Origin of the sequence: Micromonospora sp. NPDC049836, from assembly GCF_044465125.1 — a bacterium.
GTDB lineage: Bacteria > Actinomycetota > Actinomycetes > Mycobacteriales > Micromonosporaceae > Micromonospora.
Genome location: NZ_JBITLH010000001.1, coordinates 714,651 through 736,099 on the forward strand (window position 1 = coordinate 714,651; position 21,449 = coordinate 736,099).

Sequence of the window (21,449 nt, forward strand, 5' to 3'; positions counted from 1 at the left end):
TTTTCCTTCCTACTGACATCCACAGAAGCGATCTTGTACCTGCTCAATGAGCACCGGGCTCCGCAACGAAGACACCGCGACCAGGGCGTCCGACCAGGACGCCCTGGTGCCGCAACCTCGCTACTGCTCGGCTAATCGTGGACTGTGAGACGTCATAGGAGTCGGCCAGCGCCCGTCCAGACGGCAGCTGGGAGCCGGGCGGATAGGTCCCGTTCTCGATCTTCTTCAGCAGATCGTCGAGCAGCTCGTCCATCGTGGGCGGAATAGGCACGTCAGGCCCCTTGCAGTCGGTTGGCCCGCTCAGTATCGATCAACAGCTTCGGCAGAGGCAACGCACGTAGCACCGGTGACATAGGTGGGTAGCTGACTCGGAGACATGCTTGACATAGGTGACTCGGTGGCAATACCGTCGCTCTCGGTGATGCGGTGCTGTTGCGGTCGGTTGGCGCCTCTCGTACCGGTCTCGCATCGCCGTCGAGACCTCACACCCTCCGCGCTCCCCCGGCGCGGCCCTGCCGCCATACCCGTCAACCGGCTGCAGGGCAGGGCGGTCTCCGCCGGCGGCGACCCGGCGGAGGCCGCCCCACCACACGTCGACCAACCCGACGAAGGGCGGTCCCCCGTGCGCAACCTGATCCGTCGGCTGGTCGGCCGACGCAACGAGAGACGGCCGATCGCAGAGGCCAGGAGAAGCCAGCCGCTTCGCCCGTGGCAGATCCGCGAGCGCTGCTTCAACGTTCGGCGGCGCGGCCTCGACCCCGTTGAGATCCGCGCCTTCCTGCACCAGGTCGCCGACGAACTCACCGTCGCACAGACCGGCCTGCGCGTCGTGCAGGAGGAGAACCTGCGTATCAAGAACGCCCTGCGCGCCTGGCAGAGCGCCCAGTCGGCCGCCCGCCACTACCGATGACCGGCCGCTGGGTGATCCACCTGCCGGTCACCGCCCCCGACCTGCATCGGGCCCGGATCTTCGCGCGTACTGCCGCTCGGGTGCTGGCCCACTTCAGTGCCCGGGTCGAGCCGGGCGGAGTGACCGTGTCGGCCGAGGACGAGCAGTGCGTACGCCATTGGGTTTTCTGTGACCGGCCGCTGCCGGACGGCGCCGGGCGGTGCGGGCTGCCGGTGGATCACAGCTCGGGGTGCGCGCGGCGCGCGCCGTGGCTGCACCGCCGCTGACAACGCTGGCAGCGGCGGGACGGGGTGGCGGGCCGCGACCTCTGCAGCAGGGGTGCGTTGCCGCCGACCTCGTCAGTCGTCGCGTCGGGTGGACGAAACCCCTTCCTCTGACTGGGCTGCGTCGGATGCGAAGCTGCTGCACTCGAGGCACGTGGACACGATCGGGTGCGCGCAGGCGAGTACGTGGTCAAGGAAGTCCTGCGCGGCGTGTAGCCGGCGGATCTGCTCGGCGATCCGGTCCCGCCGGTCCCGCACCAGCGCGGCGCGGCGCTGACCGTCGCCGCGATACAGGTCTCCGATCTCGCTCAGCGACATGCCGGCCCGTTGGCAGAGCCGGATCAGCCGCGCCCGCGTGATCGTCTCGTCGTCGTAGCTCCGGTGCCCGTTGGCGAGCCGGGCCGGTGCGAGCGCGCCGACCTCCTCCCAGTGCCGCAGCACGTGCGTCGGGACGTTGACCAGCGCCGCCGCGTCTCCGATTCGCCACGTCGTCACGCCGGCTCCTTCCGGATTGACTTCAGGTCGACCTGAACTTCTACGGTGCAGCCCACACCGCATGACGCGACAGGGCAAGAGGGGGACGTTCATGATTCAGACGGTCCGGGAGGCCGCGGTGGCGGCCGGCGCGCTGGCGGCGGTGCCGTACCGGATGCTCCGGCCGCGTCCGGTCGATCGGCGCTTCCTCGCCGGGCTCTCCGACGCCGGCATCCCGCGCGGGAATGTCGAGGTCGAGCTGATCGCCTTGGACCAGACGGTGCGGTCGGTGCCGACGCCACTGATCGCCGAGGCCGTCCGGCGACCGCGCCGGGTCGGCAACGCGCTGACCACGTACGTGATCCGGCATCCCGAGGTCACCGTGCTGCTCGACCCGTCGGTCTGCGCCGACGTCGGCGAGCGGGTGATCGGCGAGCTGCCCTGGACGTTGCGGCCGGCGGTGCGGCCGCGCTACCAGGTGCTGCCGACCACGACGGCGCTGGACCGCGCCGGCATTCCCGCCGACACGATCGACTTCGCCCTCCCCACCCACCTGCACTGGGACCACGTCTGCGGGCTGCTCGACCTGCCCGGGCTGCCGGTCATGGTGCGTCAGCGGGAGCGGGACTGGATGATGTCCGGCGACACCGCGCCGGCGGGCGGCGTACGGGCCGCGCTGCGGGGCCGCCGGCTGGACAGCTACGAGTTGGCGGGGCCGCCGGTACTCACCTTCGAGCGCAGTCACGACCTGCTCGGCGACGGGTCGGTGATCATGGTGGAGCTGGCCGGGCACACCCCGGGCAGCGCCGGTGTCCTGCTGCGAACCCCCGACGGGCCGGTGCTGGTCGCCGGGGACGCCGCGTGGCACGGGCTGCAGATCGAACACGTCCGGCAGAAGGCGCCGTACCCGGGGTGGCTCGCCGACGACGATCGCGACGAGGCCTTCCGTACCCTGCACCGGCTGCACGCCGTCCGGAACCAGGTCCGCATCATCCCGACCCACGACCCGAGCGCCTGAGCCGACCACGGCGGGTGCGCGCGGCGCGCGCCGTGGTGGTGAGCGCCGCGCGCCGTCAGCGGCGGGTGCGCAGGTAGCGGGCGCGGCGGCCGGCGTCCTGGAAGCCGAGCCGGCGGTACAGGTCGGCGGCCGGGTTGTTGTCGTTGACGCAGAGCCACGCCTCGCGGGCGCCGTCGGCGGCCAGGCCCCGCAGCGCCCGCGCCACCAGGTACGCCCCGACCCGCCGCCCCCGCCAGCCGGGGACCACGCCCACCTGGTCGATCCAGGTGTCGATGACGTTGAGGAAACCCACGGCGGCACCGTCGGGGCCGCGCGCGACGAGCGACAGGTCCGGCCGGTACCCGTCGTCGTCGCCCAGGTCGCCCAGCCACTCGTCGGCGTCGGGCTCGGTGAAGCCGGGGCGGTCGGCGAAGCTCGCCCGGTAGGTCTCGAACAGCTCCGCGTCGAGCGTCGCGGGCTCGGTCGTGACACCCTCGGGGCCGGCGACCTCGGGGAGCGCGGTGAGGTCGTGCCGGAGCACCCACTCGGTGAAGGTCCGCTCGAAGCCGCGCGCGGTGAACAGGGCGTCCGCGCCCGGGCTCCACGACTCGGTGGTGAGCAACAGGTCGGCGTCGCCGGCCTGCTCGCCGGCCCAGCTCAGCAGCCGGCCACCGAGACCCTGCCCGCGCCAGGCCGGGTGCACCAGGCCGGTGCTGGTGGCCGGCGTCCGCCCGGTGCCGACCCCGACCGCCGCGACCAGGCCACCGTCGTGCCAGGCGGCGAGGGTACGGGTCTGGAGCAGTCGCGCCCGCAGCAGCGGCGGGTCGGTGAACAGCGGCAGCCCACCGTCTTCGGCCAGGCACGCCTCGGCCAGTGCGGTCAGCGCCGGGAGGTGTTCCTCGCCGAGTTCCTGCCAGGTCAGCACGTCCGCCCGTTCCTTCCGCCCGCCTGGAGAACCGGCCGAGGGCCGGCCGGCGCGTCGGCGCGCCCGGGCAGTAGGCCCTGCGGGGCCGGCGATTGTCAACCGGATTCGGCCCGCCGACCCGCGCCGGCGGGTCAGGGTCGCAGCACGGCGGCAGCGGGCGGGTCAGGGTCGCGGGGCGCCTGGGGACGGCGAGCCAGGATCGCAGCGCGCCGGCAGCAGGCGGGTCAGGGTCGGGGGGCGCCGGCGGCGGCGAGCGCGTCGAGCAGGGCCCGCAGCCGCCGCTCCCGGCCGAACCGTCCCTCGTAGAGCCCGACCTGCCAGGCAGCCGGGCTGCCCACCCGGTCCCGCCAGTGCCCGGCCAGCTTGCGGGTGCCGTCGCCGGTGGTCAGCGCCTCCGCCACGGTGGGCGGCACGTCGAGGACGAGGAGCGGGCCGCCGGGCCGGTCCCGGTCCACGCGTACCCCGGTGAGCGCGCCGGCCGGCAGCCGCAGGTCCCACCAGTCCGGGGCGGCGGGGTCGGCGTCGGCGAGTTCGTCGGCCCACACGCCGCGCAGCCGGCCGCGCACCTCCCCGTCGGCGACCTGGAGCATGGGATGCCCGGCGCCGTAGCCGTACCAGGTGCTGGCCGCGACGGTGAGCAGCAGGTACGCCACCGGGCCGAGCACCACCACCACGGGTACGGCGACGAACGGCAGCCACGGCACCTGCCCGGCCAGCGGCGCGGTCACCAGCAGGGTGAGGACGCCGGCAACGATCAGCCCGACCAGCCCCAGCGCGGTCACCGGGCGGGCCTGGTAGCCGGCCCGGATCGGCCGCAGCGTGCCGAGCACCCGCAGCAAGGGCCGCCGCAGGCGCAGCTCCGGCGCGACGGCGCTCATGACCGGCCGAGGTTGCCGCGCAGCTGTTCCAGCTTCTCCCGCTGCGCGTCGACGAGCCGCTGGTACTGGGCGACCTGCTCCCGGGCCTGGCGCACCGCGTCGGTGCCGAACCCGTCGGCGGCGCCCCGGGTCATCTCGGCGACCACCTCGGCCAGCCGGGTGCCGGCCGCGTCGGCCGCCCGGCCGGTGGCCGCGAGGATCGCCTCGCGCAGCTCGTACGTCTGCATCCGCCGGGTCTCGGCGGCCAGCTCGATGTCGACGAGGCGGCCGCTCGCACCGCACGTCGCCCGCACCAGCCCGGTGTCGTCGGTGCCCTCGCCGGTGAGGTCCTGGATCTGGCCGGCGAACCGGTTCGCCTGCTCGGCCATGCCCTCGATGCGGCGACGGGCGTCCGGGTCGATCACGATGTCTCCTCTTTCCCGGTCAGGCGAAGTTCTCGCCGACGCGGAACTCGGTCAGGTCGGGCGTGCCGGCCGCGCCGTCGTCCGGCAGCGCCATCAGCTTCAGGAAGTCCTTGGCCAGGCCGTTGATGACCGCCAGGACCAGGCCACCCAGCGCGGTCACCGCCGCGACCATGGTGGTGACCGAGCCGGCCACGGCCGCCCCGGCGGCCTCGATGATCGGCTCCAGCACGACCGCGGCGCCGGGCACCAGCTCGGCGGCGCGCATCGCGATCAGCCAGGTCAGGAACGGCACGGTCATCGCGCCCAGCGCGATCCACAGCCCGCCGAGGGCGATCTCCAGGGAGTGCAGCGCCTCGCCGAGGGTACGGATGTACGCGCCCAGCTCGTCCAGGTGGCCCTTGAGCTTGGTGGCCATGATGACGAAGTTGTCCTTGCCCTCGCCCTTCCAGGTGCCGGTGGCCGCCGCGCACATCTTGTCGAAGTTCGCGTTGAGCGCCTTCTGCAGGTTGTCGCCGTGCCGCATCAGGTCCGCGCCGGACTGGGCGATGCCGACCGGGTTGGCCACGAACAGCGCGGCGGCGGCCACCCCGATGATGAACGTCGGGCAGAGCGCGGCGCAGGCCGACATGCCACCCATGACCGCGCCGATCTCGGCCAGCGTGATGGTGGCCGCCACCGTGGCGGTGCCGAGCACCGCCGGGTCCGTGACCAGCTGCGCGGTGCCGGTCCGGCCGTACGCGTCGCCGAAGCCGCTCATCGTCGCGGGCGTGCCGCCGAACCCGCCGACGTGCAGGTCCTCGGCGCGCTCGTACTGGTCGGCGACGACGCCCAGCTTCGTGCCGATCTGCCGGCACACGTCCGCGGCCCCGCGTACGTCCTTGACCAGGAAGTCGACGCGCTGGATGTACAGCGCCTCCACCGGCGACAGGGCGAGACCGAACCCGGGTGCGTCGACGGCCCCGTCGCGGGCCAGTTCGTCGGCCGCGTTCGCGTAGTCGTCCGCGATGGTGGTGCCGATGGTCCGGCCGTGCGCCCGGACGTCCTCCGGGTCCACTGTGAAGTCGGCCATGCTGCCTCCCCGTCTGCACTGCGCTTCCCGGGCATCGTAGGGGATCACTGGGTGCCGGGACGCCCCCGCGCGGTGGCCGGAACGCACTGGGACCGGGTGCCCGGTCTCGCGCCGGGGGCCGCCCGCCGCCGTTTGCCTCCGCTCACCAGGCGGACGGCTGGGCGGCATGATGCTCGCGGCAGATATGCCGCTGAGGCATGAATATGCCGCGGCGACGTGGTCACAGCACCTGGGTGACCCGTTCGGCGGCGATGCGGGCGTCCAGCCGTGCCCGGTCGAGGTTGGCGCAGAGCAGGACGGACGCGCCGGCCGCGAGGGGGGCCAGCAGCCACTTGAGCGGCTGCTCGTGCTCGGCCACGTCGACCAGCAGCCGGTCCCCGGCGCGCAGGTCGAGCTGTTCGGCGACCGCCTTGGCCAGCGCGCCCCACTCGCCGTAGCTGGTGCCGTCCGGGCTGGCAGGGTCGCTCGGCTGCAGGGCGGCGAGGTCGGGGGCGGCGGCCGGGTGCCGCAGCACCTCGGCGGACCAGTCCAGCCAGCCCGGCGGCACCTCGGCGAGCGGCTCGGCGCCGGTGCCGACCAGGTAGCGGTGCGTCCCGTCGGGCACGTCCTCCAGCCAGTCGTCGAGGCGTTCCGGGGTCACGAACACCGCGTCGTACGGCCGGTCGGCGCCCGGTTCGAGCACCGGCAGCCCGGCGAGGGCGCGGGGCCGGAACGAGACGGACAACCCCACCGACCAGGCCCCGATCAACACCGCCGCGGTACGCCAGTGCGGCGGCAGCAGCACCGCGACCCGGTCGCCGGGGCGCAGTCCGCAGCCGTCGCGCAGGAGCGCGGCGCAGCGGCCCGCCCAGTCGCCGAGCTGGTGCGCGGTCAGCGCGGTCCGCTCCCCCGTCGCGTCGTCGCAGTATGTGAGCAGCGCGGCCTCGGTGGGTGCGGCGCCCACGACGGCGCTCGGCTGTCCGGCCATCGGTTGCTCTCCCCCCTGGCGGTCAGCTCACCCTAGCCGGGTGAACCGGTCGACCAGCAGGGCCAACCGCCGCTCGTGTTCCGCCTGCCGCAGCCGGCCGTTGCGCATCAGGGTGACCAGGCCGTGCAGCCCGCTCCAGAACGTCTCGGTGAACAACTCCAGGTCGTCGTGGCCGGCGAACGGGCGCAGCGTCTCGGCCAGCTCGGCGAAGGCCCGGGCCAGCTCGACCGGCGTCTCCTGGCTGCCGAAGGAGAGGTCGACGGGGAGGGTGAAGATCGCGTCGTAGAGCGCCGGCCGGCGTTCGGCGAACGCCGCGTACGCGGTGGCGATGCCGGCCACCGCCTGCCGCGGGTCGGTCGCGGCGGCCCGGGCCGCCGCCAGCTCGACGGCCAGCTCGCCGCAGCCTTCCACGGCGACCGCCGCCATGATGGCGTCCTTGCCCTTGAAGTGGCTGTAGAGGACGGGCTGGCTGTACTCGATCTCGGCGGCGAGCCGGCGGGTGGTGACCGCGTCCCAGCCCTCCGACTCGGCCAGCTCCCGCGCCGCGGCGATGATCGCCCGCTCCCGTTCGGCCCGCTCCCGCTCCCGGCGGGCTTGAATCGACATGCCGGAACTCTAGCACCGCTAGCCAATCTGCCGACGCTCTGCTAGCTTCGCTCTCAGACCTAGCGCCGCTAGAATTTGGAGCCGGACATGCTCACCCCCATCGCCTACGGGCTCGCCGTCGTCCTCAGCCTTCTCTGCGTCTTCATCGGTGCCCGGTTCCTCCTGGCACCCCAGGCCTCGGCCGCCGGCTACGGCGTACCGGCCAAACCGGACGGCGACCCGGCCTACCTCACCATCAAGGGCCTGCGGGACCTCAGCTACGGCCTGCTCGGCCTCGCCCTCATCGCCTTCACCAGCGCCGAGGCCGTCGCCTGGTACATGCTGATCGTCGCGCTCAACCCGCTCGGAGACACCGTCGTCGTGCTGCGCAACGGCGGGACGAAGGCGGTCGCCTTCGGCATCCACTTCGCCACCGCCGTCGTCGTCCTCCTGGACGCCGCCCTGCTGTTCGCCCGGTAGCGGGCGAAGCCCAGCCGACCCGGGCCGGGCCATATTGAGCAAAAGGTTGCGGCACCGATCAACCCGACCGGTGCCGCAACCTCATGATTGCTTCGCGCCCTTGCGGGGCGTGGGTGCCGGCCCGGTCAGCCGGCGCCGCCCGCGCGGAACGCCAACCAGGCATCGCTCATCCGGTCCGCCTGGCCCGGGGTGAACATGTTCATGCAGGAGTCCTGCGTGTAGTCCATGAAGTTGTGGATCGGGTCCAGCCCCGGCGCCGTGCAGGTGTCGGCGCCCACCGGGCAGTTGAACTGCGGCGCCGCCTCGCGCGGGGTGTCGGCCACGAAGTCGCCGGAGGCGGAGCAGCCGTGCGCGAAGGTGTGCTCCAGCATCAGCCAGTGCCCGACCTCGTGCGTCAGCGTGTCACCGAGGGCGTACTTGCCCGCCGTGCCGCCCGGCATCGACTCGTCGAGCATCACCACGCCGTCGATGTAGTCGCGGCCGTTGTTGTAGTCCTTGGGGAAGTACGCCCAGCCGAGCAGCCCGCCGCCGATGTTGGCCGCGTAGACGTTCAAGGTCTCCGAGTCGCCGGTGTACAGCGCCTTCTTCATGTCCCGCTCGTTCTTGCCCGGCACCACCGTGTACCAGGCGCTGTTCACCGTCCACGTGGTGTCGACGAGGCTGAACCGGAACGGGGTGTCGGCGGCGTCCGCCGCCGTGCGGCCCGCGTACGAGTCGTTCAGCACCGTCATCTGCGCCGCGATGAGGGTGTTCCACCTGGTCCGCTCGGCCGCACTCAGCGGGTGGTCGGAGATCATGTGGAAGACCGTCGGCACGGTGACGCTGCCGTTGGCCAGGCGCGGGGAGTCCTTGATCACCCCGTAGGCGTTCGCCTCGTTCTTCGAGTACAGCTCCGGCTCCTGGGCGGTGGCGCCCTCGGCGACCCGGGCCACGCTGGGCGCGCCGGCGGCCGGGTCGCACGCCGCGCCGCCCGGGGCGGTGGTGGCGGGCGCGGCCATGCCCGCCGCGCCGTACGCGCTGCCGGACGCCAGGAGCGTGGCAGCTGTGGCGGTGAGGACCGCCAGTCGGAAAGTAGATCTCCTGTGCATCGGTGCACCTTTCTCAACGGGGCGGTGCGGATCGACGCGTCGTTGCCCTGACCACGGTCGATGACGTCGTCGTTGGGGGTATGAGAACACGTCGACGGCACCGACAGAAGACCCGGCGAACAGGGTGGATGCCGATGTAACGGAAGCGGATCGCGGGGCGCTGTTTGACCCCGCCCGCCGAGCGCGGAGTCAGCGACGACCGTCCACCGGTCAGCGGCCGGCGGGAAGTTCGGGGCCGCCGTCCAGCAGCGGGGCGAGCAGGTCGCCGTACTCCTCGACCCGGTCCAGGACCTCGGCGGAGGTGAACTGGCGGACGGCCGGCCTCCCCCCGCGCGCGCCTGCCTCGACCTCGTCCCAGGTCAACGGGGTGGACACCGACGGCGCCGCCTGCGCCCGCAGCGAGTACGGCGCCACGGTGGTCTTCGCCGCGTTGTTCTGGCTCCAGTCGATGAAGACCTTGCCGGGGCGCAGGTTCTTCGCCATCTTCGACACGATCAGCTTGGGGTGCGCCCGCTCCAACTCCTGGGCGATCCGCCGGGCGTACCCGGACACCTCGTCGGCGGACTGGCTGCCGGCGATCGGGCAGGAGAGCTGCATGCCCTTCTTCCCGGAGGTCTTCGGGTACGCCTCGATGCCGTCCTCGGTGAGCCGGTCCCGCATCAGCAGCGCCACCTGGCAGCACTGCTTCAACGCCGCCGGGGCCCCCGGATCCAGGTCGACCACCATCAGGTCCGGCTGCTCGCCGATCTTCCACTGTGGCGTGTGCAGCTCCAGGGCGGCGAGGTTGGCCAGCCAGACCAGGGTGGGCAGGTCGTCGGCGACCACGTAGTCGATGGTCTCCCGCCCCTTGCTCGACCCGGGGGCGGGCAGGTTCTCGGTGCGTACCCAGTCGGGGGTGGCCGCCGGGGCGTTCTTCTCGAAGAACGAGCCGCCGTCGACGCCGTTCGGGAAGCGGATCCGGGTCAACGCCCGGTCCCGCAGGTGCGGCAGCAGCACCGGGGCGATCCGGGTGTAGTAGTCGATCACCTCGCCCTTGGTGAAGCCGGCCTTCGGGTAGAGGACCTTGTCCAGGTTGGACAGCTCCAGGGCACGCCCCTCGACGTCCACCTTCAGTCGGTCACCCGGCATCGTCGACCTCCTCGGCGGGCTTGTCCGGACGCAGGCGCAGGATCCGCGGGAAGCGCAACCGCCCGTCGGGGGTGCGCTGGCCGTACTTCACCTCCACCACCACCCGTGGTGCTACCCAGATCGCGCCCCGGGCATCCTCGCGCGGCACGTCCCCGGCGAACGGCGACGCCGCGTCGCGCAGCGGTTCCAACTCGCGCAGCAGTTCCCGTTCCAGCGCCGCGCCGATCCCGCCGCCGACCCGGCCCCGGTAGATGAGCCGCCCGTCCGGCCCGGGCACCCCCACCAGCAGGCCGCCGATCCTGCGGGCGCCGGGCCGCCAGCCGCCGACCACGAAGTCGCCGGTCACCTCCAGCTTGACCTTCACCCAGTCCGGCGAGCGCACCCCCGGCCGGTAGACCGAGTCGGCCCGCTTGGCCATCACCCCTTCCAGACCGTGCTCGCCGGCCGCCGCGTAGGTGGCCGCGCCGTCGCCGAAGCTGGGCGGCACCGCCCACCGGGCCGCGCCGAGCCCGAGCGACTCCAGCGCCGCCCGCCGCTCCCGGTAGGGGCGGCCGGTCAGGTCCTCGCCGCGCAACCGGAGCAGGTCGAAGATCATGTACGTGACGGGCACGGTCGCCGCCAGCCGGGCCGCCTTGACCGCGTTGCGCACGTGCATCCGCTCGGCCAGCGCGGTGAACGACGGCTGGCCGTCGGTGAAGAGCACCACCTCGCCGTCGAGCAGGGCGTCGTCGACCTGCTCGGCCAGGGGGATCAGCTCCGGGTACGCGACCGTGATGTCGACGCCCGAGCGGGCGTACAGGTGCTGGCGGCCGCCCACGATGTCGGCGAGCGCCCGGATCCCGTCCCACTTGAACTCGTACGCCCAGCCGGCACCGGCCGGGAGCTGCCCGGTCATCGCGAGCATCGGCTTCATCGGCGCGCCGGGCACCATTCGACTCTAGTTGCACCCGGAAGCGCGTGCGGGACGTTCGATCGTTTGCGATCCTGGTCAGAACCGGGGAGAGGAGCGCGTGATGCGGGCGATCTGGAAAGGAGCGGTGTCGTTCGGCCTGGTGTCGATCGGGGTGAAGGTCTACTCGGCCACCGAGGAGAAGGACATCCGCTTCCACCAGGTGCACCGCGAGGACGGCGGCCGCATCCGGTACAAGCGCACCTGCTCGGTCTGCGGCGAGGAGGTGACCTACGACGACATCGCCAAGGGGTACGACATCGGCGGCGGCGAGATGGTCATCCTCACCGACGAGGACTTCGCCGACCTGCCGCTGACCACCTCGCACGCGATCGACGTGCTGGAGTTCGTCCCCGCCGAGCAGGTCGACCCGATCCTCTACAACAAGGCGTACTTCCTGGAGCCGGAGGGCTCGGCCACCAAGCCGTACGTGCTGCTGCGCGACGCGCTCGCCGACTCGGAGCGGGTGGCGATCGTCAAGGTGGCACTGCGCCAGCGGGAACAGCTCGCCACCCTGCGGGTACGCGAGGGCGTGCTGCTGCTCAACACGATGCTCTGGCCGGACGAGATCCGCCAGCCCGACTTCGGCTTCCTGGACGAGGACCTGAAGGTCCGCCCGCCCGAGCTGGCGATGGCCAGCTCGCTGATCGACTCGATGGCCGGCGAGTTCGAGCCGGACGCCTTCACCGACGACTACCGGGCCGCGTTGCAGGAGGTCATCGACGCCAAGATCGAGGGCCGCGAGGTGGTCCAGCCGGAGGAGGAAGAGGCCGCGCCGGCCGCCGCGGTGGACCTGATGGCCGCGCTGAAGGCGTCCGTGGAGCGGGCCCGGGCGGCCCGGGGCGAGGCGCCCTCGGGTGGCGGGGCCGAGCCCACCCCGATCTCGTCGGCCCGCTCGGCGCAGAAGGCGGCGAAGGCCCCGGCCAAGAAGGCCGCCGAGAAGAAGGCCGCCGCCAAGAAGGCCCCGGCCAGGAAGGCCCCGGCCAAGAAGGCCGCCGAGAAGAAGGCCGAGCCGGCCAAGAAGACGGCCGCCAAGAAGGCCCCGGCCAAGAAGGCGGCGGAGAAGAAGGCCGCGCCGCGCAAGTCGGCCTGACCGCCCGGCGTCGACCCGGGCGGGCCCGGCGGGGGCCCCTGACGTCGAGCCGGGCCTGGCGGGGCCCGGCGTCGAGCCGGGCCGCGTCCAGCTGGTGGCGGCGTAACCGCTCCCGGAAACCGCCCTCGACCGGCCGGTTGTCCGATCCGGCCCCGGCGGCGAGAGCACAGGGGGCGTCGGGACGGGTACCGTGTGCGCTGGCCTCGGCGGCGGCCCGCCGGGGGCGCACCCACCCCACCCAGCAGGGAGTCGACGTGAGCGAGCGCGTGGAGAACCGGTCGGCGGGCCAGGGCCAGGGCCCGGGCACCAAGGCGGAGCGGCGGCTGGCCGCCCAGCTGGCGGCGAAGCAGGCCGCCGAGAAGCGGCGCCGCCGGCAGTCGATGCTCGGCGCCTTCGCCGGTGTCCTCGCGGTGGCCGCGCTGATCGGCGGCATCGTCTGGCTGAACAGCGGCGACGACGACAAGAAGGCCGACGCGGGCGCCAGCACGTCGCCGAGCGCGGTGGTCGAGCCGACCGCGGCCGCCCCGGCGCTGCCCGAGGGCGCCGACCCGGCGCTGGGCACCCGGCCGAAGGTCGAGGCCGGCACGGGCGAGGTGAAGAAGCTCGCCGTGACCACGCTGATCAAGGGCAAGGGCCCGGCCGTCAAGTCCGGCCAGACGATCACCACCAACTACGTGGGCGTCACCTACAAGGACGGCAAGGAGTTCGACGCCTCCTGGAACAACGGCCAGCCGGCCACCTTCCCGATCGGCGTCGGGCAGGTCATCAAGGGCTGGGACCAGGGCCTGGTCGGGGTGCCGGTCGGCAGCCGGGTGCAGCTGGACCTCCCGGCCGACCTGGCGTACGGCACCAAGCCGCCGGCCGGCTACCCGGCCGGGGCGCTGCGCTTCGTCGTTGACGTGCTCGCCGCGCATTAGGTCACAGCAGGCTTCCGTCCGGTCACCCAGCGGCAGTAGGTTCAAGGTCACCGCGGGCGGTCCACCGCCCGCGGCGACCTGCCCACCGACGCGGAGGTGCACGTGGCGGCGCTGGACGACCCGGGAACGGCCCGGGTGATGTGGACCTGCTTCGAGCCGGTCCACGCGGTGACCTACTTCCACCCCCGGGCCCGGGCCGCCTACGAGGCGGTCGGGCTCCGCGGCTACTGGCGGGGCTACTTCGCCGGCCGGGCCGCCCCACTGGGGCCGGTCGGGGCGCCGACGGTGGTCGCCGCCTTCTTCAGCTTCGCCCCGGCGATGGTGGCCCGGGCGCTGCCCTCGGTGTGGCGGCTGGCCACCCCGCAGGAGGCGCTGCGCGCCCGGCTCACCGGGGCGGTGCAGGCGCTCGCCGAGTTCACCTACGAGCTGCCCGAGGCGCACCTGGTCGAGGCGGCCGACCTGCTGGAGGAGGCCGCCGGCCGGGTGGAGGTCGCCGGCCGGGTGCTCGGCGCGGTCAACGCCGCCCTGCCGCAAGGGGAATATCCGCTGGCCCGGCTCTGGCAGGCCGCCACCACGCTGCGCGAGCATCGCGGCGACGGGCACGTGGGGGCGCTGGTCACCACCGGCCTGGACCCGGTCGAGGTGGTGGCCTGGCGGTGCCGGGTCGACCAGTCCCGCGAGTTCCACCAGGCCGCCCGGGGCTGGACCGACGAGGAGTGGACGGCCGCCGAGGAGCGGCTGGTGGCGAAGGGGTGGCTGACCCCCGAGCGGACCGCCACCGAGCACGGCACCGCGACGTTCCGGGCGGTCGAGGAGGCCACCGACCGGGCCGCGCTCGGCCCGTGGCGGGCGCTGGGCGCGGAGCGTACGGCTCGGCTGCGCGAGCTGCTCGACCCGATCGCCACCCGGTGCCGCACGATCATCCCGGCGAAGGCCCCGATCGGGCTGCCGGCACAGCGCGGCAGCGCCCGGGACGCGTCGGCCCCGACCCGCTGAGCCAGCGGCTGGGCCGTTCCTGATCTGGCCGAGGTCCGGATGGTCCGTTGGCACGGGCCTCGGCGTCGCGCCAACGGACCATCCGGGTCGCGGTCAGCCAGCCCCGGGTGGATTGGCCGGCGCGACCAGCTCGAGCGCCTGCTCCGTGGTCAGGTTGGACGAGCGGGGATCGACCGAGTCGAAAAACCGCGCACCCGTGTCGCGGGCGAGCGCGACCAACGCGTCCAGCGCGGGCGTGATCTCCTGCCGGAATTCGTGTACCGGCTCGCCCCAGGATCTGTCGGCGATCTCGACGACCACCCGTTGTACACCCTGCGCGCCGGCATAGACATAACCGTCAATGCTGGCTCGCGCTCCGCTGAATTCAAGCTCGACAACGTCGCCGTCCTCGATCGGCAGATCCAGCTCGGGGTCGTCGCCGAACACTTCCCGCAATCTGCCGAGGACGACGTCGACCGGCAGGTCGGCCCCCGGCTCGCCGGCTTCATCGAATCGCATGACGACAAGTTGGTCACCCATAAAAGGCCGGGTTGGGTCGACCAGCCGGTCGACCCAACCCGATCACCTCCTCAAGCGCTTATTCGGGGAAGTGGATGGTATAGGGGATGTTATTCCGGATCAAGCAGTCGAGCACTTCCTGGGTCGGGCCCAGGCTGTCGTACGCGTTATGCGGCAGGAAATGCCAATGGACCCCGCGAACCTTGTACTTGCTGGTCTGCTTGTTCGCGTCCACCACGTCGACCGACGCCTGCTTGAGCATCCAGGCGTCCTTCTCGCATTCGGCCAATTCGCTGCCGTAGTTCGGGACGCCGGTCTTCACCTCGTGCAGGGTCAGTTCGCCCGGCGGATCCTCAACGGCGACGTCCGGCTTCCGGGAAACGGATCTCGGCGTCGGATACTGAGGCGTCAACACCTTCAGGTTGCGGTGTCGGGTGCCGGTCAGCAGGGTGTTCGCGACGAAGTCCTCCCCGTCCCGCCAGCCGTACATGTAGCGGACCCGCGGACCCGCGACATGCAGCGCATTCTGGTAGGCGGCCCGCAGCCGGGCGAAACTCGTCCGCTCGCCCTTGGCGAGGCGCAGCATGCCGGCCCGCACCGAGAGAGTGCTGAATCCGGCGCTCGGGACACCGGCGTCCTGAAGCGCGGTCCAGTCGTCGCCGAGGATCTGTTCGAGCGCGGCTTCCTTGATGCTGTCCGGAATGCTCTCGTACGTGGCGACGAGCAGGACGACCTGTTCGAGTCGGTGCGCGAACTTGAGGACGAACCGCAGGGCCTTCCCCGGAATCGCCACGGCGTCCCCGACGTAGGGGACGACGCCGAGGATGCTCAGCCCCGCACCGATCCAGTCGCCGTGGATCAGCCCGGCGATGGTGTCGCGGATGTCGGCGAGGCCGCCGACGATCCAACCGACGACCGGGATGAAGCTCAGCGCGCCGGAGCACAGGTTCCCGGAGAGCCAGGCGATCGAGTCGCGCGGGGCGAAGTCGCCGGCGAACATGCCGAGCAGGAAGTCGGACACGTACGTCCACTTGCTGACCTGCTCGTCCGGCCGGCCCGGGTCGAGGCCCTGGTCGTCCTTGTGCGCCACCTCGTAGTCGTCGCGCAGGCCGTCGCCGTCGGTGTCCTGAACCAGGGGGTCGATACCCAGGTCGTTGATCTCCGTGCCGTCGGACAGGCCGTCGCCGTCGCTGTCCACATTGTTGACGTCGGTGAGGGCTTCCTCCTCGGCGACGTCGATCAGCCCGTCACCGTCGGTGTCGGCCTCGTTCGGCACCGGCACGATCGGCGGCACGTCGCCGGGCGCCGGCGGGGCGCGGGGCTGGTCGGGGACCAGTGGGTTGCTGCCCTTGGCGACCTCGGTGCCGTCGTTGACCCCGTCACCGTCGGTGTCCGGATTGGTGGGCGAGGTGCCCAGGTCCTGTTCCTGGAGGTTGCTGAGGCCGTCGTGGTCGACGTCCTCGTCGCCGTCGGTGACCGAGTCACCGTCGGTGTCGACCTGGTTCGGCCGGGTCCAACCCGCCAACTCGGTGATCTCGAACTTGTCGGTCAGCCGGTCGCCGTCGGAGTCGACCAGCAGCGGGCTGGAGCCGAAGCGCAGCTCGACCACGTCGATCACGCCGTCGGAGTCGTGGTCGCCGTCGTAGCTGATGCCCAGCCGGGTCAGCACGTTGAAGCCGCTCGCCCAGGCCCGGCCGGCCTGGATCGTCGCCGGCTCGACGTTGGCCTTGACCAGCATCTCGTCGGCCTTGGCCAGGTTGCCCTTGGCCGCCGCCAGATCCGCGAACGCCTCGGTCAGCCCCGCCGGGGCGGGCGCGGGTGGTGGGTTGGCCCGGAACGGGCCGATGGTCGCCTCGGCGTCCTGGATCGCCGCGTCGGCCAGCAACCGAGCGCCGGAGAGGGTCTCCACCAGCGCCCGGACGTGCGCCTGCTCCGCCTCACCGTTCGGCGGGCTGGCCCCGGTCAACCGGCTCTTGAGGAACGACTCCAGGGGTTCCAGGTTGTCGAAGGCGACCTCGCCGTCGGCGGCGCTCTTGAGCCGCGCGCCGTCGAAGTACCGGCTCTGCACGTCGGCCAGCACCGGGGCGAGCCGGCTGTCACCCAGCCCACCGGTCACGTACGGGGCCAACGCCTCGGCGGACTCGGTGATGTAGAGCTTCGCGTCGCGGGTGTACTTCGCGGTCGGGATCTTCCCGACCTCCGTCTGCCAGAGCGGCGTCTCCCCCGCCGACGCCGAACTGCCGAAGAGCGCCAGCTGCGCCACGACGGCGGTCGCCACCGCCGCAGCCAGGCCTCTTCGTCGTAGTCGTCCATGGAATCTCATACATACTCCCATGTATCGATTGGATGAGATCCTGCGCAGACTAGCCCGCGCGGGTGAGCGCTCGCCGCCCCGTTACGCGCGGAGCCGCCACCACATCGGACGCGTCCCGCGATCTGGACGGGCGTCGCCGCCCGCGCGGTTGCGCCACCGGCACACCCACCCGGCCGCCCTGAGCGGCGGACACCCGACCGGTTGGTCCGGCAGGATGGGTACGTGGTGGACGCGGTGCTCTTCGACCTGGACGGCGTGCTGGTGGACTCCGAGCCGGTCTGGGAGGAGGTCCGGCGGGCGTACGTGGCCGCGCACGGTGGCACCTGGCAGCCGGACACCCAGCGCCGGCTGATGGGGATGAGCACCGCCGAGTGGGCCGCCTACCTCAGCGGCGAGCTGGGCGTGGACCGCGGCGCCGAGCAGGTCGCCACCGAGGTGGTGGCCGAGATGACCCGCCGGTACGCGCGGCGCGTACCGCTGATCGACGACGCCGACGCGGTGGTGCGCCGGATGGCCGCGCGCTGGCCGCTCGGGCTGGCCAGCTCCTCCCCCACCCGGCTGATCGCGGCGGCGCTGGACGCGATGGGCCTGGCCGACACCTTCGGCGCCACGCTGTCCACCGAGGAGACGGCCCGGGGCAAGCCGGCGCCGGACGTCTGGCTGGCCGTGGCGGCCCGGCTGGGCGTGGACCCGGCCCGCTGCGTGGCGATCGAGGACTCCTCCAACGGGGTGCGCTCGGCGGCCGCCGCCGGGATGCGGGTGGTGGCGGTGCCACACGGGTCGTACCCGCTGGACCCGGACGCGGCGGCCCTCGCCGCGGTGCTGCTGCCCGCGATCGGCGCGCTCACCCCCGAGCTGGTGGCCGGGCTCGGCTGAGCGACCTGCCGCACCTCCGGTCCACGCGGTGGTACGTCCGGCATGCCATCCTCCTGCCCGGGTGTGCCTGGTTGTACGGTTTCGGGGGCGCGCCGGACCGGAATGATCAGGCAGCGTCCGGGTAGCGCAGCCGGTGGCGACGTGGCGACGGGGAGGGGACGGCGATGAAGGCGGTCGTGTACGAACGCAACGGGGACGCCTCGGTGCTGGCGGTGGTCGAGCGGCCGATCCCGGAGCCGGGCCCCGGCGAGGTGCTGGTGCGGATGGCGGTGGCCGGGGTGAACCCGACCGACTGGAAGGCCCGCCGGGCGTGGCCGCTGCCGCAGGGCTGGCAGATTCCCGGGCAGGACGGCGCCGGGGTGGTCGAGGCGGTCGGCGAGGGGGTCGACCAGATCCTGATCGGCGAGCGGGTGTGGCTCTGGGAGGCGGCCTGGCAGCGGCCCTGGGGCACGGCCGCCGAATACACCGTGGTCCCGGTCCGGCACGCGGTACGGCTCGGCTCGGCCCCGTTCGACCTCGGGGCGGCCCTGGGCATCCCGTTCATGACCGCGCACCGGTGCCTGACCGCCGGCGAGTTCATGCCGGAGAAGCTGCACGCCGGCGCGCTCAGCGACCATGTGGTGCTGGTGCAGGGCGGGGCGGGTGCGGTGGGCAACGCGGCGATCCAGCTCGCCCGCTGGGCCGACGCCTGCGTGATCGCCACGGTCAGCAGCCCGGAGAAGGCGCAGCTCGCCGCGGCGGCCGGGGCCAGCTTCGTGATCAACTACCGGGAGCAGGACGTGGTCGAGGAGGTCCGCAAGATCGCCCCCGACGGGGTGCACACGATCGTCGAGGTCTCCGCGGCCCGCAACGCCGCCGCCGACGTGCAACTCCTGCGCACCGGCGGCGCGGTCTGCGTGTACGCCGATGACGGCGGCACGGAGGTGACGCTGCCGATCCGGCCGCTGATGATGCCGAACGCCCGCTGGCAGTTCGTGCTGATCTACACGGCGCCGAAGGCGGCGAAGGCGCAGGCGGTGTCGGACATCGCGGCGGCGGTGGCGCAGGGCGCCATCCGGGTGGGCGAGGAGGCCGGCCTGCCGCTGCACCACCACCCGCTGGCGGCGGCCCGGGCGGCGCACGAGGCGGTGGAGAACTCGGTGGTCGGCAAGGTGCTGATCACGACCAGCGAGGCAGGCTGACCCGAGCAGATTTCGCCATCATCGGGACAGAGGCGAACAAGTTTCGCGAGAATGACGGTGCGGGTCGCCCCGCACAAAGGGACGGGCGGCCCCGGCGCGGTGCGAACGCCGGGGCCGCCCTCTGGGGAGGGATGTCGTGAAAGACCGATGCCCCTACCCGTGTTGGCGACGGTACGCCGGAATGTGTTACGGCGCGGTCAGTTCGCGTACCTCCAGGCCGCCTTCGGCGTACCGGGACCGGACCACCTTCTTGTCGAACTTGCCGACGCTGGTCTTCGGGACCGCGTCGATGAACGCCCAGCGCTCCGGCAACTGCCAGCGCGCCACCGACGTCGACAGGAAGTCGCGCAGCTCCTCGGCGGTGACCGAGGCGCCCTCCCGGATCACCACGGTGGCCAGCGGCCGCTCGTCCCAGCGCTCGTCGGGCACGCCCACCACGCAGGCCTCCAGCACCGCCGGGTGACCCATCAGGGCGTTCTCCAGCTCCACCGAGGAGATCCACTCCCCGCCCGACTTGATCACGTCCTTGGCCCGGTCGGTCAGCGTGATGTAGCCGTCCGGCGACAGGGTGCCGACGTCCCCGGTACGCAGCCAGCCGTCCCGGAACTTCTCCTCGTCCGGGGCCTCGTCCCCGACGTACCGGGCGGTCACCCACGGCCCACGGACCTCCAGCTCGCCGACGGAGGTCCCGTCGGCGGGCAGCGGCTCCCCGAGCGGGCCGACGATCCGGGCGGCGACCCCGGCGGGCACCCGGCCCTGGGTGTAGCGGTAGCGCCAGGCCGTCTCGCCGGTCGCGCCGGCCGGCGGCCGGGAGACCGAGCCGAGCGGCGACATCTCGGTCATGCCCCAGGCGTGGATGACCTCGATCCGGTGCCGGTCGTGGAAGGCGTGCATCAGCGCCGGCGGGCAGGCCGAGCCGCCGACGATGACCTCCCGCAGGGCGGAGGTGTCGACCTCGTGGCTGTCCAGGTAGGCCAGCAGGTCGGTCCAGATGGTCGGCACCGCGCCGGCCAGGGTGGGCCGCTCGGCGGCGATCATCGCGGCGATCGGCTCGGCCTGGAGGAACCGGTCCGGCATGATCAGCGACGCCCCGGAGAGGAACGCCGCGTACGGCAGGCCCCAGGACATCGCGTGGAACATCGGCACGATGGCCAGTTCGCGGTCCTCCGGGCCGAGGCCGAAGCCCTCCGGCATGCAGACCTGGAGCGAGTGCAGGTAGATGGAACGGTGCGAGTAGGCCACCCCCTTGGGGTTGCCGGTGGTCCCGGAGGTGTAGCAGAGCGCGGCGGCGTCCCGCTCGTCCACCTCGGGCCAGTCGTAGACCTCCGGCCGGCCGTCCAGCAGCGCGTCCCAGTGGTGCACGGTGAGCCGGTCGCCGGCCGCGGCCAGCAGCGGGGCGGGGTCGCCGCCGCCGACCACCACGACGTGCCGCACCGTGGCCATCTCCCCGATCACCCGGGCCAGCAGCGGGATCAGCGTGCTGTCGACCAGCACCACCCGGTCCTCGGCGTGGTTGGCGATGTACGCGACCTGGTCCGGGAAGAGCCGGATGTTCAAGGTGTGCAGCACCGCGCCCATGCTCGGCACGGCGAAGTACGCCACCAGGTGCTCGTTGTTGTTCCACATGAAGGTGGCGACCCGCTCGTCGCCGGTCACCCCGCACTCGTCGCGCAGCGCGTGGGCCAGCCGGGCGGCGGTGCGGCCGACCTCGGCGTACGACATCCGGCGGGGTTCGGCGCCGGTCCAGGTCACGACCTCGGCCGTGCCGTGCACGGTGGCGCCGTGTTCGAGGATCCGGGCGACCTGGAGGGGGGCGTCCATCATCGTGCTACGCATGGGTAACAACGTAGTGTCGCCGGTCACACGTACGGAACCCCCGGAACGGCCGACGTGCCCCGGCAGGGTGCGTAGATTGTCCGGGTGAGCATCTCGTGGGCCGACTCGTACGTCGGGCAGCTCCGCGCCCTCGCCGGTGACCGCACCCTGATGTTCGTCGGCGCCCGGGCCGTGGTCCGCGACAACGCCGCCCGGGTGCTGCTGATCCAGCGCTCCGACAACGGCCAGTGGGCGCTGCCGGCCGGGGCCATGGAGCTGGGCGAGTCGATCGCCGACTGCGCCGTCCGGGAGGTACGCGAGGAGACCGGGCTGCGCGCCCTGCGGGTCAGCGCCTTCGCCCTCTACACCGGCCCCGACCGCACCCACACCAACATGTACGGCCACACCTACCAGATCTTCACCACCGCGTTCCGGGTCGAGGAGTGGGACGGTGAGCTGCTCCGGATGACCGACGAGACCACCGACGCCGGCTTCTTCCACCCCGAAGAGCTGCCCACCCCGCTCTCCGCCAGCGTCCACGAGACCCTGGCCGACCTGGACGTGTTCGAGCAGACCAACCGGCTGATCCTCAAGTGACGGCGACCCCGGCGGGCCGCCCGCCGCAGCGTCGCCGCGACGTGA

At 72.7% G+C, this 21,449-nt stretch carries 24 protein-coding genes; 10 read left to right on the plus strand and 14 right to left on the minus strand.

The features are described 5' to 3' along the window. Positions 1–43: 43 nt before the first annotated feature. Positions 44–253: a winged helix-turn-helix domain-containing protein gene (locus tag ACIBPB_RS03405; protein WP_396837979.1), complete on the minus strand. Its 210-nt coding sequence runs from the start codon at positions 251–253 to the stop codon at positions 44–46. 381 nt (positions 254–634) lie between these two features. On the opposite strand from ACIBPB_RS03405, the gene ACIBPB_RS03410 reads away from it, so the two are divergent. Continuing rightward, positions 635–910: a DivIVA domain-containing protein gene (locus ACIBPB_RS03410; RefSeq protein WP_396838174.1), complete on the plus strand. Its 276-nt coding sequence runs from the start codon at positions 635–637 to the stop codon at positions 908–910. Then, positions 907–1,176 (plus strand): hypothetical protein, encoded by a 270-nt coding sequence (locus ACIBPB_RS03415; protein WP_396837980.1) that lies wholly within the window; start codon positions 907–909, stop codon positions 1,174–1,176. The genes ACIBPB_RS03410 and ACIBPB_RS03415 overlap by 4 nt, the downstream gene beginning before the upstream one ends. A gap of 72 nt (positions 1,177–1,248) precedes the next feature. Here the strand turns inward: ACIBPB_RS03415 and ACIBPB_RS03420 are convergent, their stop codons facing one another. Continuing rightward, a complete protein-coding gene (locus ACIBPB_RS03420) occupies positions 1,249–1,668 on the minus strand; it encodes a MerR family transcriptional regulator (protein WP_396837981.1) in 420 nt (139 codons plus the stop codon). Between the two features lie 91 nt (positions 1,669–1,759). Here ACIBPB_RS03420 and ACIBPB_RS03425 point away from each other — a divergent pair, with 91 nt between their 5' ends. Then, entirely contained in the window at positions 1,760–2,665 is a 906-nt protein-coding gene (locus tag ACIBPB_RS03425; RefSeq protein ID WP_396837982.1) for an MBL fold metallo-hydrolase, read from the plus strand. Positions 2,666–2,720: 55 nt separating this feature from the next. Here ACIBPB_RS03425 and ACIBPB_RS03430 read toward each other — a convergent pair whose 3' ends face one another. The 6 genes from ACIBPB_RS03430 to ACIBPB_RS03455 all read right to left on the minus strand — a co-directional run bounded on the left by ACIBPB_RS03430 (position 2,721) and on the right by ACIBPB_RS03455 (position 7,493). Next, complete coding sequence (locus ACIBPB_RS03430) at positions 2,721–3,569, minus strand: GNAT family N-acetyltransferase (protein WP_396837983.1); 849 nt, start codon at positions 3,567–3,569, stop codon at positions 2,721–2,723. A gap of 224 nt (positions 3,570–3,793) precedes the next feature. Beyond that, positions 3,794–4,447, minus strand: coding sequence for a hypothetical protein (locus tag ACIBPB_RS03435; RefSeq protein WP_396837984.1), 654 nt, complete (start codon positions 4,445–4,447; stop codon positions 3,794–3,796). Next, positions 4,444–4,851, minus strand: coding sequence for a YbaB/EbfC family nucleoid-associated protein (locus tag ACIBPB_RS03440; protein WP_396837985.1), 408 nt, complete (start codon positions 4,849–4,851; stop codon positions 4,444–4,446). The genes ACIBPB_RS03435 and ACIBPB_RS03440 overlap by 4 nt, the downstream gene beginning before the upstream one ends. Positions 4,852–4,870: 19 nt before the next feature. Further along, the gene (locus ACIBPB_RS03445; RefSeq protein ID WP_396837986.1) at positions 4,871–5,920 is read right to left on the minus strand and encodes a hypothetical protein; all 1,050 of its coding nucleotides are present in this window, start codon (positions 5,918–5,920) and stop codon (positions 4,871–4,873) included. 220 nt (positions 5,921–6,140) lie between these two features. Further along, positions 6,141–6,887 (minus strand): TIGR03089 family protein, encoded by a 747-nt coding sequence (locus ACIBPB_RS03450; protein WP_396837987.1) that lies wholly within the window; start codon positions 6,885–6,887, stop codon positions 6,141–6,143. A gap of 27 nt (positions 6,888–6,914) precedes the next feature. Beyond that, a complete protein-coding gene (locus ACIBPB_RS03455; protein WP_396837988.1) occupies positions 6,915–7,493 on the minus strand; it encodes a TetR/AcrR family transcriptional regulator in 579 nt (192 codons plus the stop codon). A gap of 87 nt (positions 7,494–7,580) precedes the next feature. On the opposite strand from ACIBPB_RS03455, the gene ACIBPB_RS03460 reads away from it, so the two are divergent. Further along, positions 7,581–7,952: a DUF4267 domain-containing protein gene (locus tag ACIBPB_RS03460; RefSeq protein WP_357309316.1), complete on the plus strand. Its 372-nt coding sequence runs from the start codon at positions 7,581–7,583 to the stop codon at positions 7,950–7,952. Positions 7,953–8,077: 125 nt separating this feature from the next. On the opposite strand, the gene ACIBPB_RS03465 is transcribed toward ACIBPB_RS03460, so the two are convergent. The 3 genes from ACIBPB_RS03465 to ligD (ACIBPB_RS03475) all read right to left on the minus strand — a co-directional run bounded on the left by ACIBPB_RS03465 (position 8,078) and on the right by ligD (ACIBPB_RS03475) (position 11,096). After that, positions 8,078–9,040: a zinc metalloprotease gene (locus ACIBPB_RS03465; protein WP_396837989.1), complete on the minus strand. Its 963-nt coding sequence runs from the start codon at positions 9,038–9,040 to the stop codon at positions 8,078–8,080. A 210-nt stretch (positions 9,041–9,250) separates the two neighbouring features. Continuing rightward, a complete protein-coding gene (ligD, locus tag ACIBPB_RS03470; protein WP_396837990.1) occupies positions 9,251–10,168 on the minus strand; it encodes a non-homologous end-joining DNA ligase in 918 nt (305 codons plus the stop codon). Next, positions 10,158–11,096, minus strand: a complete 939-nt coding sequence (gene ligD, locus ACIBPB_RS03475) for a non-homologous end-joining DNA ligase (RefSeq protein ID WP_396837991.1) — start codon at positions 11,094–11,096, stop codon at positions 10,158–10,160. Before ligD (ACIBPB_RS03475) ends, ligD (ACIBPB_RS03470) begins: the two co-directional genes overlap by 11 nt. An 85-nt stretch (positions 11,097–11,181) precedes the next feature. On the opposite strand from ligD (ACIBPB_RS03475), the gene ACIBPB_RS03480 reads away from it, so the two are divergent. The 3 genes from ACIBPB_RS03480 (at position 11,182) to ACIBPB_RS03490 (ending at position 14,123) form a co-directional block, all read left to right on the plus strand. Further along, positions 11,182–12,210, plus strand: coding sequence for a Ku protein (locus ACIBPB_RS03480; RefSeq protein WP_396837992.1), 1,029 nt, complete (start codon positions 11,182–11,184; stop codon positions 12,208–12,210). A gap of 254 nt (positions 12,211–12,464) precedes the next feature. Beyond that, a complete protein-coding gene (locus ACIBPB_RS03485; RefSeq protein WP_396837993.1) occupies positions 12,465–13,127 on the plus strand; it encodes an FKBP-type peptidyl-prolyl cis-trans isomerase in 663 nt (220 codons plus the stop codon). 138 nt (positions 13,128–13,265) lie between these two features. Then, the gene (locus ACIBPB_RS03490) at positions 13,266–14,123 is read left to right on the plus strand and encodes a hypothetical protein (RefSeq protein ID WP_396838175.1); all 858 of its coding nucleotides are present in this window, start codon (positions 13,266–13,268) and stop codon (positions 14,121–14,123) included. A gap of 93 nt (positions 14,124–14,216) precedes the next feature. On the opposite strand, the gene ACIBPB_RS03495 is transcribed toward ACIBPB_RS03490, so the two are convergent. Both ACIBPB_RS03495 and ACIBPB_RS03500 read right to left on the minus strand, forming a co-directional pair. Beyond that, positions 14,217–14,621: a hypothetical protein gene (locus tag ACIBPB_RS03495; protein WP_357309294.1), complete on the minus strand. Its 405-nt coding sequence runs from the start codon at positions 14,619–14,621 to the stop codon at positions 14,217–14,219. Positions 14,622–14,700: 79 nt separating this feature from the next. Further along, the gene (locus tag ACIBPB_RS03500) at positions 14,701–16,899 is read right to left on the minus strand and encodes a hypothetical protein (RefSeq protein WP_396837994.1); all 2,199 of its coding nucleotides are present in this window, start codon (positions 16,897–16,899) and stop codon (positions 14,701–14,703) included. A gap of 258 nt (positions 16,900–17,157) precedes the next feature. On the opposite strand from ACIBPB_RS03500, the gene ACIBPB_RS03505 reads away from it, so the two are divergent. Beyond that, positions 17,158–17,811, plus strand: a complete 654-nt coding sequence (locus tag ACIBPB_RS03505; RefSeq protein WP_396837995.1) for an HAD family hydrolase — start codon at positions 17,158–17,160, stop codon at positions 17,809–17,811. Positions 17,812–17,975: 164 nt separating this feature from the next. Continuing rightward, the gene (locus ACIBPB_RS03510) at positions 17,976–18,992 is read left to right on the plus strand and encodes an NADPH:quinone reductase (RefSeq protein WP_396837996.1); all 1,017 of its coding nucleotides are present in this window, start codon (positions 17,976–17,978) and stop codon (positions 18,990–18,992) included. Between the two features lie 186 nt (positions 18,993–19,178). Here the strand turns inward: ACIBPB_RS03510 and ACIBPB_RS03515 are convergent, their stop codons facing one another. Next, entirely contained in the window at positions 19,179–20,828 is a 1,650-nt protein-coding gene (locus ACIBPB_RS03515; protein ID WP_396837997.1) for a fatty acid--CoA ligase, read from the minus strand. Positions 20,829–20,912: 84 nt separating this feature from the next. Here ACIBPB_RS03515 and ACIBPB_RS03520 point away from each other — a divergent pair, with 84 nt between their 5' ends. Further along, positions 20,913–21,404, plus strand: a complete 492-nt coding sequence (locus tag ACIBPB_RS03520) for an NUDIX domain-containing protein (protein ID WP_357309280.1) — start codon at positions 20,913–20,915, stop codon at positions 21,402–21,404. Positions 21,405–21,449: the final 45 nt, after the last annotated feature.